At 70.4% G+C, this 14,613-nt stretch carries 11 protein-coding genes; 9 read left to right on the top strand and 2 right to left on the bottom strand.

Annotated features, from left to right (window positions below; translation table 11 throughout):
- The first annotated feature begins 4 nt into the window (after nucleotides 1–4).
- From pgsA to QXH22_RS02170, 4 genes are read left to right on the top strand one after another with little or no spacing between them, the layout of a single operon-like run.
- Entirely contained in the window at nucleotides 5–676 is a 672-nt protein-coding gene (pgsA, locus tag QXH22_RS02185; protein ID WP_306274831.1) for a phosphatidylinositol phosphate synthase, read from the top strand.
- A complete protein-coding gene (locus QXH22_RS02180) occupies nucleotides 673–1,623 on the top strand; it encodes a phosphatidylinositol mannoside acyltransferase (protein WP_306274830.1) in 951 nt (316 codons plus the stop codon). The genes pgsA and QXH22_RS02180 overlap by 4 nt, the downstream gene beginning before the upstream one ends.
- Nucleotides 1,623–2,747: a glycosyltransferase family 4 protein gene (locus QXH22_RS02175; RefSeq protein ID WP_306241124.1), complete on the top strand. Its 1,125-nt coding sequence runs from the start codon at nucleotides 1,623–1,625 to the stop codon at nucleotides 2,745–2,747. The genes QXH22_RS02180 and QXH22_RS02175 overlap by 1 nt, the downstream gene beginning before the upstream one ends.
- Entirely contained in the window at nucleotides 2,747–3,772 is a 1,026-nt protein-coding gene (locus QXH22_RS02170) for an NUDIX domain-containing protein (protein ID WP_306241123.1), read from the top strand. The genes QXH22_RS02175 and QXH22_RS02170 overlap by 1 nt, the downstream gene beginning before the upstream one ends.
- A 66-nt stretch (nucleotides 3,773–3,838) precedes the next feature.
- Here QXH22_RS02170 and QXH22_RS02165 read toward each other — a convergent pair whose 3' ends face one another.
- Nucleotides 3,839–5,548 (bottom strand): PE-PPE domain-containing protein, encoded by a 1,710-nt coding sequence (locus tag QXH22_RS02165; protein ID WP_306274829.1) that lies wholly within the window; start codon nucleotides 5,546–5,548, stop codon nucleotides 3,839–3,841.
- A 207-nt stretch (nucleotides 5,549–5,755) separates the two neighbouring features.
- Here QXH22_RS02165 and pdxS point away from each other — a divergent pair, with 207 nt between their 5' ends.
- Genes pdxS through pdxT form a run of 3 tightly spaced genes read left to right on the top strand, consistent with a single transcriptional unit; the run spans nucleotide 5,756 to nucleotide 8,077 of the window.
- Nucleotides 5,756–6,604 (top strand): pyridoxal 5'-phosphate synthase lyase subunit PdxS, encoded by an 849-nt coding sequence (gene pdxS, locus QXH22_RS02160; RefSeq protein WP_371934198.1) that lies wholly within the window; start codon nucleotides 5,756–5,758, stop codon nucleotides 6,602–6,604.
- A gap of 37 nt (nucleotides 6,605–6,641) precedes the next feature.
- The gene (gene tesB, locus QXH22_RS02155) at nucleotides 6,642–7,487 is read left to right on the top strand and encodes an acyl-CoA thioesterase II (protein WP_306274828.1); all 846 of its coding nucleotides are present in this window, start codon (nucleotides 6,642–6,644) and stop codon (nucleotides 7,485–7,487) included.
- The gene (gene pdxT / locus QXH22_RS02150; protein WP_306241120.1) at nucleotides 7,484–8,077 is read left to right on the top strand and encodes a pyridoxal 5'-phosphate synthase glutaminase subunit PdxT; all 594 of its coding nucleotides are present in this window, start codon (nucleotides 7,484–7,486) and stop codon (nucleotides 8,075–8,077) included. Before tesB ends, pdxT begins: the two co-directional genes overlap by 4 nt.
- On the opposite strand, the gene QXH22_RS02145 is transcribed toward pdxT, so the two are convergent.
- The gene (locus tag QXH22_RS02145; RefSeq protein ID WP_306274827.1) at nucleotides 8,074–9,150 is read right to left on the bottom strand and encodes an alpha/beta fold hydrolase; all 1,077 of its coding nucleotides are present in this window, start codon (nucleotides 9,148–9,150) and stop codon (nucleotides 8,074–8,076) included. The two genes, pdxT and QXH22_RS02145, sit on opposite strands and share 4 nt — an antisense overlap.
- A 261-nt stretch (nucleotides 9,151–9,411) precedes the next feature.
- On the opposite strand from QXH22_RS02145, the gene QXH22_RS02140 reads away from it, so the two are divergent.
- Together QXH22_RS02140 and QXH22_RS02135 are read left to right on the top strand one after the other, a co-directional pair.
- Nucleotides 9,412–10,167 (top strand): YebC/PmpR family DNA-binding transcriptional regulator, encoded by a 756-nt coding sequence (locus QXH22_RS02140; protein ID WP_306241118.1) that lies wholly within the window; start codon nucleotides 9,412–9,414, stop codon nucleotides 10,165–10,167.
- 269 nt (nucleotides 10,168–10,436) lie between these two features.
- Entirely contained in the window at nucleotides 10,437–14,612 is a 4,176-nt protein-coding gene (locus QXH22_RS02135) for a PE family protein (protein ID WP_306274826.1), read from the top strand.
- Nucleotide 14,613 lies beyond the last annotated feature (1 nt).

The following is a 14,613-nucleotide window of genomic DNA, read 5'->3' as shown; positions in this document are numbered from 1 at the left end:
ACTCATGAGCAAATTGCCGTTCCTGTCCCGGGCGTTTTTCGCCCGCGCCACCGACCCGGTCGCCAAGGGCGCCTTGAAGGTCGGCCTGACCCCGGACCTCGTCACCGTCATCGGCACCGTCGGCTCGATGGCGGGCGCCCTGGTGTTCTTTCCGATGGGCAAGCTGTTCGTCGGCGGGTGTGTGGTGTGGTTCTTCACGCTGTTCGACATGGCTGACGGGGCGATGGCGCGCATCCGCGGCGGCGGCACGAGGTTCGGCGCGGTGCTGGACGCCACCTGCGACCGCATCAGCGACGGAGCGGTGTTCTGCGGACTGGCGTGGTGGATCGCCTTCCACATGCACGACATGCTGTTGACCGCGGCGACATTGATCTGCCTGGTTACCTCGCAGGTCATCTCCTATATCAAGGCCCGGGCCGAAGCCAGCGGTCTGCGAGGTGACGGCGGGTTCATCGAGCGCCCCGAGCGGCTCATCATCGTGCTGGTCGGGGCCGGGGTTTCGGATTTCCCGTTCGTGCCCTGGCCGCCGGCGCTGCCGATCGCGATGTGGTTGCTGGCTGTGCTCAGCGTGGTTACCTGCGGGCAGCGCCTGTACGCGGTCCGCACCTCGCCCGGGGCCGTCGACCGTATCCCCATCCCAGGAAAGAACGAGATCCCAGGAAAGAACGAGCAGTGATTCCGCCATCAGTAGGCCTCAAACTGCCCGGCCGCCCCCGTGATCTGTTGACCGGCAAGGCCACCGACTGGGCCTATGCCACCGGATGGCGGGCTGTGCGGGTGCTGCCGGAGTTCGCCGCGCGCAACGCTTTTGAGGCCGGTGCCCGCTATGCGGCCCGCAACGGGGGGCCCGAGCAGCTACGCAAGAACCTGGCGCGGGTCACCGGGGTGCCGCCTGCGCGGGTTCCGGACTCGCTGATGCGCGCCTCGCTGGCGTCCTACGCGCGGTACTGGCGTGAGGCGTTTCGGCTGCCGACGATGGATCTGCAGGAGCTGACGCGCCAGCTCGACAGCGGTACCCACGGCCAGGACAATCTCAACGGCGGGCTGGCCGCTGGCCGCGGCGTGGTCTTGGCACTACCGCACAGCGGCAACTGGGACATGAACGGTGTCTGGCTGGCGCAGACCTACAGCACCTTCGCCACGGTGGCCGAGCGTCTCAAACCGGAATCGCTGTACCAGCGCTTCATCGACTACCGGGAGACCCTCGGATTCGAGGTCATTCCGCACACCGGCGGGAAACGACCGCCGTTCGAGGTGCTCTGTGACCGGTTGCGCAGCAACCAAATCGTGGCTTTGATGGCCGAGCGCGACCTCACCCGCACCGGCGTCGAGGTCGAGTTCTTCGGCGAACCCACCCGGATGCCCGCCGGGCCGGCCAAGCTTGCGATCGAGACGGGCGCGGCGTTGCTGCCTTCGCACTGCTGGTTCTCCGGCGACGGCTGGGAATGCAAGATGCAGGAGCCCCTGGACTGCAGCAGCGGCGACGTCGGCGCCATCACCCAGGCGCTGGCCGATGAGTTCGCGCGCAATATCGCTGCCCATCCCGCAGACTGGCACATGCTGCAACCGCAGTGGCTGGCGGATCTGTCGGACGACCGGCAGGCCTGGTTGAAGGACGGCTGATGCGGATCGGGATGGTCTGCCCCTACTCGTTCGACGTGCCCGGCGGGGTGCAGTCGCACGTGTTGCAGCTGGCCGAGGTCATGATCGAGCGCGGACACCAGGTCAGCGTGCTGGCGCCGATGTCTCCGGAGACCTCTCTGCCGGACTACGTCGTGTCCGCCGGCAAGGCCGTCCCGATTCCCTACAACGGGTCGGTGGCCCGGCTGCGGTTCGGCCCGGTCACCTATCGCAAGGTGAAGAAGTGGCTCGCCGAAGGCGATTTCGACGTGCTGCACCTGCACGAGCCGGGCGCTCCGAGCCTGTCCCTGCTGGCTCTGGACATCGCCGAAGGCCCGATCGTGGCGACGTTTCACACCTCGACCACCAAGTCGATGGCCATGTCGGTCCTGGGCGGCATGCTGCGCCCCAGGTTCGAAAAGATCGTCGGCCGGATCGCGGTGTCCGACCTGGCGCGGCGCTGGCAGATGGAGTCGGTGGGATCGGATGCGGTGGAGATCCCCAACGGCGTCGACGTCGGTTCCTTCGCGTCAGCACCACTCTTGGAGGGATATCCGCGGCCCGGCAAGACGGTGCTGTTCCTCGGGCGCTACGACGAGCCGCGTAAGGGCATGGCGACGCTGCTGGCCGCCATGCCTGCCGTCGTGCAGCGTTTTCCGGACGTGCAACTGCTTATCGTGGGCCGCGGTGATGAGGACGAATTACGTTCTCAAGCAACGGGATTCGTGGACCACCTGAAATTCCTGGGTCAGGTTGACGACGCCGGAAAGGCGTCGGCGATGCGCAGCGCCGACGTGTACTGCGCACCGAACACCGGCGGTGAGAGCTTCGGCATCGTCCTGGTGGAGGCCATGGCCGCCGGCACCGCCGTGGTGGCCAGTGATCTCGACGCGTTCCGGCGGGTGCTTCAGGACGGTGAACTCGGACGGCTGGTTCCGATCGAAGATGGAGATGCCCTGGCCGAGGCGTTGATCGCGGTGCTGCAGGACGACGCGCTGCGCGAGCGTTACGTCGCCGCGGGCAGTGAGGCGGTGCACCGCTACGACTGGTCGGTGGTGGCGAGCCAGATCATGCGGGTGTACGAGACGGTTGCCGGGTCGGGCGTGAAGGTCCAGGTGGCCAGCTGATGACGTGGCTGCTGTGGGCTCTGGCTGCCGGGCTGTTCGTGGTGCTGGTGGTGTTCGGCGCCTGGGGCTACCAGCGGGCCAACCGGCTGGACCGGCTCAACGTCCGCTACGACCTGTCCTGGCAGGCACTGGACAGCGCGCTGGCGCGGCGCGCGGTGGTGGCGCGCGCGGTCGCCATCGATGCCTACGGCGGCTCGCCGGAGGGGCAACGGTTGGCGACGCTGGCCGATGTCGCCGAGCGGGCGCCGCGCGGCATGCGGGAGACCGCGGAGAACGAGCTGTCGGCCGCCCTGGCACTGGTCGACCCGGCGTCGGTGCCGGCGGCCCTGGTGGCCGAGCTGGCCGACGCCGAGGCACGGGTGTTGCTGGCTCGCCGGTTCCACAACGACGCGGTGCGCGACACCCTGGTGCTGGCCGAGCGCCGTATGGTGCGGTTGTTCCATCTGGGCGGAAGGGCGCCGCTGCCAACCTATTTCGAGATCGCCGAGCGGCCGCACGCGCAGCGGCATACCGGCGACAAGCTCAACCATCGCACCTCGGCGCGGGTGGTACTGCTCGATGAGTGCGGCGCGGTGTTGTTGTTGTGCGGGTCGGATCCCGCGATCGCCCATGCCCCGCGGTGGTGGTTCACCGTCGGCGGCGAAGTCAGGCCGGGGGAGCGGCTGGCCGAAGCGGCGGCCCGGGAGCTGGCGGAGGAGACCGGCCTGCAGGTCCCGCCGGCCGCGCTGGTCGGACCCGTCTGGCGGCGCGACGAGGTATTCGAGTTCAACGGTTCGATGATCGACAGCGAAGAGTTCTACCTCGTGCACCGCACCCGGCGTTTCGAGCCGGCGCTGGACGGCCGAACGGCGTTGGAACGCAGCTACATTCACGGCGCCCGGTGGTGCGGCCCGGCCGATATTGCCGAGTTGGTCGCCTCCGGTGAAATCGTGTACCCGCGGCAACTGGCGGAGCTGCTGCCCACCGCCAACGAGCTGGTCGACTCGGCCCCGCGCGACGCCGTCGTCCCGCAGTCCATCAGCTGAGGCCCCGTTCGCGCAGACTGCGAGCCCGGATTACGGCGCTCTGTAGTCAGTCCCGCGGCCGCCGCCTCACGGTAAGCGCAGCGGCCACCCCAGGCCGCTCAGCGCGTCGTCGACTCCTTGCACCGCGCCCTGCTGCAGCTGCGCGGCGAGCGCTGCCGGATCGATCTGCGGGAACAGCCCGAACGGCGCCGGCACATCCTGGTAGGCGGTGCGGTCGTAGCCCAGCTCGACGAGCACCCGCAGGTCCGGCTGGATCAGGTCGGCCAGCGGGTTGCCCACGAACGGCACGGCGCGCAGCGGGTTGAGCAGGGGCAGGTCGTGCGTCGGGATCAGGATGTACGTGGTGAGGCTGTCCGGGGACACCGGCTGCACGATGCCCGTCGCGAACTGGGCCGCTGACAGCGAGTACGAGGGGTGGATGTAGGCGAAGCCGGCCAGCGCGTTGGCCGTTGCCAGCAGATTGAGGGGGTAGCGCGGGAAGTCGGCGGCGCCGTCGTACTGGATCGCGTAATCGATGGTGGGGTAGACGTTGGCCGGCGTCGCGCCGTTGAACGTGAAGCCCATGAACGGTATCGACAGGCCCGGAAAGCGCGACAACAGGCCGCCGTCGGGCCGGTTGGGGTTGGCCACCAGCACGAAAGACAATTCGTCGGTCCCCGGGCGCAATGCCGCCGGCAGCGACTGCAGGTAGCGCATTTCCAGCGTCGCCACCGTGGAGCTCTGCGACAGGCCGAAGACCACGGTGTCTTTGCCCGCCGCGTGCAGGCTCATGATCGCGGCGTTCAGACGCTGCATGCCCTCGGCGATCGAGGCATCGAAGGTCAGGCTGGTCGGCCCGGTGAGTGGGAACATCTTCGACGGCGTCACCAGGAACTGCGCGTCGTAGGACGGATGGGTCGGGGTGATGAAGCTGTTCGCCAGCGTCTGGAAGCCTGACCAGGGCAGCGGGCTGGGCCCCGTCCCGCCCATCAGCAGGGCGGTTGTCGTCGGGCTGCCACCGCCCACCGGGTTGAGGTCGATGAGGTTGACGCCGATGTTGCCGTCGCCCGGAAGTCCGTACCCGATCAGCCGGTTACCCGTGTTGATCAGCCCGACGTTCCAGTTGCCCCGGTTCTGGACGCCGATGTTGCCGTCGCCGCGGTTTCCGATCCCGATGTTTCCGTTGCCGACGTTGTCGAACCCGATGTTGTTGGCGCCCTTGTTGCCCGAGCCCAGGTTGACGGTGCCGTTGGCCCAGTCGATGCTCAGGCCCGGCAGCCCGGTGGCGGCATAGGCGCCGGCCAGCTGGGCGGCCACCTCCGACGCTTCGGCGTGATAGCCGGCCATGGCGGCGACGTCCTGGGCCCACATCTGCTCGTAGTGGGCCTCGGCGGCGGCGATCGCCGGGCTGTTCTGGCCGAACAGGTTGCCCGCCACCAGTGACACCAGTCCCGACCGGTTGGCGGCGACCATCGCGGGGTGCACGACGGCCGCCTGCGCGGTCTCGAACGCGGCCGCCGCCGCTCGCGCCTGTGCGGCCGTCTGGCCCGCCTGCGTCGCCGCCGTCGTTAACCACGTCACATACGGGGCCGCGGCGCGGGTCATCGCCAGCATCGCCGGGCCCTGCCAGGCACTGTCAACCAGCCCCGAGGTGACCGCGCTGAACGAGCGCGCCGCGGCCTCCAGCTCGGCTGCCAACCCGTCCCACGAGCCGGCCGCGGACAGCAAGGGCTGCAGCCCCGCACCTGCGAAGATGCGCGCCGACGTGAGTTCCGGCGGCAGAACAGCGAAATTCATCGCGAGGCTCCCCAACTCGCTGGCCAACAACGCGGAGCTTAAGGCAACGTGGGCCTTCGCTGCGGGTAAATCCGGTTGTCGGTCCCCTTTAGACTGGTGGTCACTTCCCGAAATTCAAGGAGCGTAGTGAACAGCCAGCAGAACGGCGCCCAGCCGGCTTTGAGCAAAACCGGGGCCCAAACCGGAACCGCGCGCGTCAAGCGCGGCATGGCAGAAATGCTCAAGGGCGGCGTCATCATGGACGTCGTCACTCCTGAGCAGGCCCGCATCGCCGAAGGCGCGGGTGCCGTCGCCGTCATGGCGCTGGAACGGGTGCCCGCCGATATCCGGGCCCAGGGCGGGGTGTCGCGGATGAGCGACCCCGACATGATCGAGGGCATCATCGACGCGGTGACCATTCCGGTCATGGCCAAGGCCCGCATCGGGCATTTCGTCGAGGCGCAGATCCTGCAGAGCCTCGGGGTGGACTACATCGACGAGTCCGAGGTGCTCACCCCGGCCGACTACATCCACCACATCGACAAGTGGAAGTTCACCGTGCCGTTCGTGTGTGGGGCCACCAACCTCGGAGAGGCGCTGCGGCGTATCGCCGAGGGCGCGGCGATGATCCGCTCCAAGGGTGAGGCCGGCACCGGCGACGTCTCCAATGCCACGACGCACATGCGCGCGATCGGTGGGGAGATCCGTCGGCTCACGTCGCTGTCCGAGGACGAATTGTTTGTCGCCGCAAAGGAATTACAGGCGCCCTACGATCTGGTGGTGGAGGTGGCCCGGGCCGGCAAGCTGCCGGTCACGTTGTTCACCGCCGGCGGTATCGCCACCCCCGCCGACGCCGCGATGATGATGCAGCTCGGCGCCGAAGGGGTGTTCGTCGGGTCCGGGATCTTCAAGGCCGGCGACCCGGAGCAGCGCGCCGCGGCGATCGTCAAGGCGACCACGTTCTTCGACGACCCGGATGTGCTGGCCAAGGTGTCACGCGGGCTGGGCGAGGCGATGGTCGGCATCAACGTGGAGGAGATCCCGCAGCCGCATCGCCTGGCACAACGCGGTTGGTGACGGGCGGCTGATGACGGGCGGCTGGTAAAAACAGTCCGTGGCGATCGAAGAGATCCTCGATCTCGAACAACTCGAGGTCAATATCTACCGCGGCAGCGTGTTCAGCCCCGAATCGGGATTCCTGCAGCGCACCTTCGGCGGGCACGTGGCCGGGCAGTCGCTGGTGTCGGCGGTGCGTACCGTCGACCCGCGCTACCAGGTGCATTCGCTGCACGGCTATTTCCTGCGGCCCGGGGACGCAAAGGAGCCCACGGTTTTCATCGTGGAGCGCACCCGAGACGGCGGATCGTTCGCCACCCGGCGGGTCAACGCGATCCAGCACGGCGAGATCATCTTCAGCATGGGGGCCTCCTTCCAGGTCGACCAGGAAGGCATCAACCACCAGGACGCCATGCCCGCGGCGCCGCCACCGGACGGGCTGCCGGGCCTGTCCTCGGTCAAGGTCTTCGATGACGCGGGTTTCAAGCAGTTCGAGGAATGGGACGTCTGCATCGTCCCCCGTGATCGCTTGAAACTGTTGCCCGGCAAGGCTTCTCAGCAGCAGGTATGGTTCCGGCATCGTGATCCGCTGCCTGACGACCCGGTCCTGCACATCTGCGCGCTGGCCTACATGAGCGATCTGACGCTGCTGGGTTCGGCGCAGGTCACCCACATGGCCGAGCGCGAGCACCTGCAGGTGTCGTCACTGGACCACGCGATGTGGTTCATGCGGGCCTTCCGGGCTGACGAATGGCTGCTCTACGACCAGTCCTCGCCGTCCGCCAGTGGGGGCCGCTCGCTGTGCCAGGGCAAGATCTTCAACCAGAGCGGTGAGATGGTGGCCGCGGTGATGCAGGAGGGGCTGACCCGCTTCAAGCGCGGATACCAGCCGGCCACCCCGTGAGTGCGCCGCTGGTCGGTGTGCTGGCGCTGCAGGGCGACACCCGCGAGCACCTGGCCGCGCTGCGCGAAGCCGGCGCCGAGGCCGTCACGGTGCGCCGCCGCGCCGAACTGGACGCCGTGGACGGGTTGGTGCTACCCGGCGGCGAGTCCACAGCGATGAGTCACCTGCTGCGTGACTTCGATCTGCTCGACCCGCTGCGGGCCCGGTTGGCCGAGGGGCTGCCCGCCTATGGGGCGTGTGCCGGAATGATTCTGCTGGCCAGCGAGATCCTGGACGCCGGCGCGGAGGGCCGGGCAGCGGTGCCCCTCAGCGGGATCGATATGACGGTGCGGCGCAACGCTTTCGGACGTCAGGTCGATTCGTTCGAGGGCGACATCCGGTTCGAGGGGCTGGACGGGACGGTGCGCGCGGTGTTCATCCGGGCGCCGTGGGTCGAGCGGATCGGCGCCGGTGTGCGGGTGCTCGCCGAGGCCGCGGGGCACCCCGTCGCGGTGCGCCAAGGTGCCGTGTTGGCGACGGCGTTCCATCCGGAGGTGACGGGCGACCGGCGGGTGCACCAGTTGTTCGTGGACATGGTCAGGAAGCGCTAGCTCCCCGATACGCCGGCGATGGGCAGGGCCAGCAGTTCGCGCAGATGCGCGGTGGTGGTCGTCGGGTCTTCCAGACTCCAGAAGTGGCCCGCGTCGACGAAACGGACCAGGACTTCGGCCGCGTGGGGGATGTGGTCGCGGGCGTCCACGTAGTACTCGCGGGGCTGGACGGTGCCTTCGTAGCTCTGTAGCACCATGACCGGGCATGTCCAGCGCTCGAGGAGTCGCGTTCGCCGGGCAATCCACTCCATGTGGAACGTGGTGGTGTTGAAGTAGCGCGGTACGGCCTTCTCGATGTCGGGGTAGCTGAATTCCTGGATCACCCGGAGCATTTCGTGGTCCGGCAGGTCGATGCGGCCTATCCACGCGTACACCAGGACGACGAACCGGGTCCGGTCGGCCATCAGTCCGGTGAACGGCGCATCCCGGAACATCGCGGCCTGCGGGGCCAGTGCCGGGTGGAAGTGGTAGAGGTGCTGCTCGCCGCGGCCGTACCGCAGCACGCGGTCGGGATGATTGGCGGCGATGAAGTCGCCCTGCACGCTGCCGCGGTCGTGGGCGATCAAGTTGAATCGGTCGACGCCGACGCGGTCGAGTGCGGCCACCAGTTGCTCGGCCGCCGCCTCGTGGCGGTAGTCGCCCTCGGCCTTGCTCGACTGTCCGTAGCCCTTGAGATCGAAGGCGATGCAACGGTATTCGCCGGCGAACGCCGCCATCTGGTGGTGCCACTGGTACCAGGAGTCGGGTAGGCCATGGAGAAAGACGACTATTTCGGAGTCGGCCGGCCCGGCTTCCACGCAGTGGAATCGGACAGGTTCGCCGTCCGTGCCGTCGACGTCGACGAACCGGTGGGTGAAGGTCACGTCGTCGAGTAGTTCGGTGGCGCCCTCGACGTCGGGGTCGCGCGGGGCCGGGACGCCCAGTCTCGCGAGCCGTTCCTCGACCAGGGAGGGATCGGCTCGGTAGGAGGCCAACGCCGGCACGATGCGCTCGGGCAACTCGGTGTAATGCGGCTTCGCGGAAAAGGTTGTCGAAAAGTTCGTCGAGATGGGCGTCGAAACAGTTGCGTTCATTGCGATCCTCAGGTCCTCACCAATGCTCAACAGGTTAATTTCACCGTACGTTGAAACTAGTTTCAACACAAGATGAAACTCTTCCGGATGTACGGCAGGGGTGGTCGACTGACGGCTGCGACCGCGTTCTCGGTGGGTTGAACTCATATCGGCGATCGCGCGCGACGTTCGCCGGGCGGCGCCGCGCTGGCGGACGGCGTCGCCGAGTGGCCACGTAGACTCTGAAGGCGACTTTTCCGGCGAAAGAGGTACGAGGCACCGATGAGCGGCCATTCCAAGTGGGCAACCACCAAGCACCAGAAGGCCGTGAAAGACGCGCGCCGTGGCAAGGAGTTCGCCCGGCTGATCAAGAACATCGAGGTCGCCGCCCGCACCGGCGGCGGCGACCCGGCGGGCAACCCGACGCTGTACGACGCCATCCAGAAGGCGAAGAAGACCTCGGTGCCCAACGACAACATCGAGCGGGCGCGCAAGCGCGGCGCGGGTGAGGAAGCCGGCGGCGCCGACTACCAGACGATCATGTACGAGGGCTACGGGCCCAACGGCGTCGCGGTTCTGGTCGAGTGCCTGACCGACAACCGCAACCGCGCGGCCAGCGAGGTGCGGGTGGCGATGACCCGCAACGGCGGCACCATGGCCGATCCCGGTTCGGTCGCCTACCTGTTCTCCCGCAAAGGCATGGTGACGTTGGAGAAGAACGGCCTCACCGAAGACGACGTGTTGACCGCCGTGCTCGAGGCCGGCGCCGAGGACGTCAACGACCTCGGCGACAGTTTCGAGGTCATCTCCGAGCCGACCGACCTGGTGGCCGTGCGAACCGCGCTGCAGGAGGCCGGCATCGACTACGAGTCGGCCGAGGCGAGCTTCCAGCCCTCCGTGAGTGTCCCGGTGGACGTCGAAGGTGCCCGCAAGGTGTTCAAACTGGTCGACGCGCTGGAGGACAGCGACGACGTGCAGAACGTGTGGACCAACGTCGATTTGTCCGACGAGGTGCTGGCCGCGCTCGACGAGGACTGAGCCCGGGTTAGCCGGAAGCAGGCCCCATAGACCTGCGGAGAAGCTGCTCGCCAGCCACGCGCGCGTGTGCACTCTGCACACCTTCGGAGGACCCCGCCCGCAACGCCGGCGTTTGACCGCGTTGCGGTGTTCTAGGGCGCTGTGCACATTGCCCTATTCAGCCCCGGGGCTCTGTGCAATTTGACTTTGCGGGTCCTGTCCGGCGCTCGTGATCATCTTCATCGGGATTCCCAATTTCTGTGTCGCCCGGGGGGATGAGAGGCAGTCCGATGGCTTTTTTGGTCGCTGATTCAGAATTGTTGAGCGCAGCAGCCGCCGACCTGTACGGAATCGGCACGGCGGTGGAGGCCGCCAACGCGGTCGCGCTGGCGCCGACGGTGGACTTGCTGGCCGCCGGCGCCGACGAAGTGTCCGCCGCCATCGCGGCACTGTTCGGCACCCACGCCCAGCAGTATCAGGCGGCGAGCGCTCAGGCGGCGCTGTTCCACGAGCGTTTCGTCCAGCTCATGATCTCATCGAGCGGTACCTATGCCCTGGCCGAGGCGATCAACGCCAACCCGCTGCAGTCCGTCCAAGAGCAGGCACTGGGCGCGATCAACGCGCCCACGCGGTTGTTGTTCGGGCGCGCGCTGATCGGCGACGGGGCCAACGGAGCGCCGGGAACCGGTCAGGCAGGCGCGCCCGGGGGGCTTCTGTACGGCAATGGTGGCGCCGGCGGGTCCGGAGCGGCCGGACAATCCGGCGGCGCCGGTGGTGCGGGAGGGCTCATCGGCCACGGCGGTGCCGGCGGTGCCGGTGGCGCGGCGGCCACGCCGAACGGCGGTGCCGGCAGCGGTGGCAGTGGCGGTAGCGGCGGCTTGCTCTGGGGCAACGGCGGCGTCGGCGGCACCGGCGGACAGGCGGGTGCTCTCGGTGTCGCCGGCAACGGCGGTGGCGGCGGACACTCCTACCTGATTGGTGCTCCCGGGGCCGGAGGCGCCGGCGGAAACGCGCCCGGGGGAACGGCCGGGGCCGGAGGGGGTGGCGGTACCGCCGGATTGTTCGGACCCGGAGCCGTCGGTGGCGCCGGCGGGGAGGGACGGTTCGGCGGCGCCGGGGGCGCCGGGGGTGAAGGCGGCGCGTTCGGCAACGGCGGTGCGGGTGGGACGGGCGGTGCCGGTGTCGGTGGCCAAGGCGGCGCTGGCGGCGCCGGAGGCACGGCCGGTTGGTTCGGTGACGGCGGTGTGGGAGGTGCCGGTCAGGCTGGTGGTGCCGGAGGGCTCGGCGGTAACGCCCGGTTCCTGGGAATGGGTGGGGCCGGAGGGGCCGGCGGAGACGGTAGCGCCACGGGAACCCCACATGGTGGCACCGGCGGCAGCGGCGGCCTCGGCGGCATTCTCTACGGCAATGGTGGTGCCGGCGGCTTCGGGGGCAACGGGGCCGCGGGCGCCACTGGCTCAGCGGGAGAGTCCGGTTTGATCGGGGGAACTGGCGGCGCGGGTGGTGTGGGCGGCCGCGGTGGCGCGCTCATCGGCACCGGCGGAGCGGGCGGTCTCGGCGGTCACGGTGGCGACGGCGGTGCGGGCGGCAGCGGCGCCAGTCCGTCGGCCGCCGGCGCTCATGGCCAGTCCGGCGGCAACGGCGGCAACGGCGGCGCCGGCGGGACCGGTGGAGCGGGCGGCACTGGCGGCTGGCTGAACAGCCTGTTGACACCTACCGGCGGCGAAGGCCCGGGCGGTAGCGGCGGCAACGGTGGTAACGGCGGCATGCCGGGCAACGGCGGCAACGGTGCCAACGGCACCAACGGCGGGGCCGGCGGCAATGGCGGCGACGGCGGTAACCCGGGCTTCGGCGGGGCGGGCGGCGCCGGCGGGACGAGCGCCAAGGGTGGGGCCGGTCCGAACGGGCTGACGGGTAGCCGTCCCACCAGTGGCGGCGACGGCGGCCACGGGGGCAACGGTTCCGACGCGATCGGCACCAGTCAGGCCGGCGGCAACGGCGGGCGCGGCGGCAACGGCGGAACGTTCGGCAACGGCGGGGCGGGCGGCGATGGCGGCAGGGGCATGTCCGGCAATCCCGCCTTCTCCAGCGCGACCCCCGGCAACGGTGGCGACGGCGGCGCAGGTGGCGCGGGCGGCGCCGGCGGCAACGGGGGAGCGGCCGCCGGCAACGGTGGCGCCGGTGGTGCGGGCGGCCTGGGTGGCCGGGGCGCGGACGGCGGCAACGGTTTCGACGGCTTCGACGGGTTCAGCCCCGGTGCAAACGGAGGCAACGGCGCCAGCGGCGGAAACGGCGGCCACGGCGGCGCCGGCGGCGCCGGTGGCGCCGGCGGCAGCGCGCCCGCCGGCAAAGCCGGTGCGCACGGCGTGGGCGGAGCCGGCGGCGATGGCGGTAACGGCGGAACACCTGGTGACGGCGGTCACGGCCGCGACGGCACGATCAGCGTCAATGGCGGTGTCGGCGGCCGGGGAGGTGACGGTGGCAACCCGGGTTACGGCGGGGCAGGTGGCGCCGGCGGCAGCAGCGGTGGCGGCACCTTCGCCGCCGGCGGCAAGGCCGGAAGCGCACCCACCAGCGGCGGAAACGGGGGCAACGGCGGCAGGGGTGCCGACGCGCCCGCCGCCGGCCTCAGCGGCGCCGCCGGCGGCGCGGGAGGCAACGGCGGATCGGTCGGCAACGGCGGCAACGGGGGCACCGGCGGATCCGGTGGAGTGGGCAATTCAGGCATTCCGGTCGCCGGCGCCGGACTGAACGGCGGCGACGGCGGGACCGGTGGGACCGGCGGAGCGGGCGGCGCCGGCGGCAAGGGCGGCAGCGTCGCCGGCAAGGGCGGAAACGGGGGGACCGGCGGTATCGGTGGCAATGGCGGGAACGCCGCCAGCGGCACCAACGGCCTCGACAACTCGGCCAACTCGAACGGAGCCGCGGGTGGCGACGGTGGGGACGGCGGCGTCGGCGGACAAGGCGGGCAGGGCGGAAAGGGCGGCGCGGCGGGCACCGGTAAGGACGGCAACGGTGTCGCGGGCACCGGTGGGGCCGGCGGCAAGGGCGGCAACGGCGGCAACGCAGGAAACGGCGGAAACGGCGCCAGGGGCACCTTCACCGGCGGCGATGGCACCGGCGGAGCGGGCGGCAATGGTGGGGACCGCGGGGCGGGCGGTACCGGCGGCGCAGGAGGTGCCGGTGGCGGCCCCGGTGCAAGCGCCGGCGGCGCCGGGGGGTCCGGCAGTTTCGGTACCAGCGGTGGGGACGGTGGCAAGGGCGGCAACGGTGCCGACGCCGTCACCGGGACCGGCGGCAACGGTGGAGCCGGTGGCAACGCGGGCATCGTCGGTAACGGCGGCGACGGCGGAACGGGCGGCAGGGGTGGCATCGGTACCAACGTGACTGCCACCGCGGCGACGGGCGGCACCGGCGGGAGCGGCGGCAAGGGCGGCGCCGGCGGCAACGGCGGACTGTTCGGCGGTGACGGCGGCGACGGTGGTGCCGGCGGGGTCGGCGGCAAGGGTGGCCAGGGCGGACAGGGTACGACCGGCGGAAACGGCGCTGACCGGGGTCCCGGTGGCGGCGACGGTGGCATTGCCGACAACGGCGGTACCGGGGGCAGAGGCGGGCAGGGCGGTACCGGCGGAGAAGGCGGCGCAGCCGGCAAGGGCAGTTTCATCGGTAACGGCAAAGACGGCGCCATCGGCATGGGTGGCGCCGGCGGCCAGGGCGGGACCGGTGGCACCGGCGGCACCGGGGGCACCGGCGGCGACGGGGGCGAGTCCACCGCAGGCCGGCCCCAGGCCGGTCAGGGCGGCCGGGGAGGTGACGGTGGCGAGGGCGGTGCCGCCGGAGCAGGCGGAATCGGTGGCGGGTCGGGCGCGAACCAGGGCGTTACGGGCGGAGCCGGTATTCAGGGCAACGGCGGCCAGGGCGGCAACGGCGGCAGCGGCGGCAACGGCGACGTGGGTGGCGTCATCAACCCCGCCGGCGGACAGGGCGGTAACGGTGGCAATGGCGGAACCGGAGCCAACGGTGGCAACGCCGGCGCCGGTGGTCGCGGCGGTGATGGCGGCACCGGTATCAACGCCGACGGTGCGCGCGGTGGCACCGGCGGTGTCGGCGGCACCGGCCTGCAGGGCTTCGGCGGCAGGGGCGGTAACGGAGGCGACAGCGGCAACGGCGGGGACGCGTCTGTCGCGTTCGATGCAGGTGACGGTGGCATCGGCGGCAACGCCGGAGGCGGGGGCAAGGGGAGTTTGCCCGGCCTCGGCGGAGCGGGCGGCAACGGTGGGCGCGGCGGCAACGGCGGCAACGGCATCGGTGTGCCGCTCGGCTCCGGCGTCGGCGGCAAGGGCGGTGGCGGAGGCGCCGGCGGCTTCAGTGGCGACGGAGAGTTCCCGGGCCAGGCAGAAGCCGGAGGGCTGCCGAATGGGACCACTGGCGGTCAGGGCGGCGCCGGTGGCGGGGGCGCCAGCTGAG

Source organism: Mycobacterium sp. TY814, from assembly GCF_030755175.1.
Taxonomy (GTDB): Bacteria; Actinomycetota; Actinomycetes; order Mycobacteriales; family Mycobacteriaceae; genus Mycobacterium.
This window is presented reverse-complemented; position numbering and strand designations above follow the sequence as displayed.

What these genes read in the sequence shown, in the direction of transcription:
- pgsA (WP_306274831.1), top strand. Translation starts at nt 5, where the DNA reads ATGAGCAAATTGCCGTTCCTGTCCCGGGCGTTTTTCGCCCGCGCCACC.
- QXH22_RS02175 (WP_306241124.1), top strand. Translation starts at nt 1,623, where the DNA reads ATGCGGATCGGGATGGTCTGCCCCTACTCGTTCGACGTGCCCGGCGGG.
- QXH22_RS02170 (WP_306241123.1), top strand. Translation starts at nt 2,747, where the DNA reads ATGACGTGGCTGCTGTGGGCTCTGGCTGCCGGGCTGTTCGTGGTGCTG.
- QXH22_RS02165 (WP_306274829.1), bottom strand. Translation starts at nt 5,548, where the DNA reads ATGAATTTCGCTGTTCTGCCGCCGGAACTCACGTCGGCGCGCATCTTC.
- pdxS (WP_371934198.1), top strand. Translation starts at nt 5,756, where the DNA reads ATGGCAGAAATGCTCAAGGGCGGCGTCATCATGGACGTCGTCACTCCT.
- QXH22_RS02145 (WP_306274827.1), bottom strand. Translation starts at nt 9,150, where the DNA reads ATGAACGCAACTGTTTCGACGCCCATCTCGACGAACTTTTCGACAACC.
- QXH22_RS02140 (WP_306241118.1), top strand. Translation starts at nt 9,412, where the DNA reads ATGAGCGGCCATTCCAAGTGGGCAACCACCAAGCACCAGAAGGCCGTG.
- QXH22_RS02135 (WP_306274826.1), top strand. Translation starts at nt 10,437, where the DNA reads ATGGCTTTTTTGGTCGCTGATTCAGAATTGTTGAGCGCAGCAGCCGCC.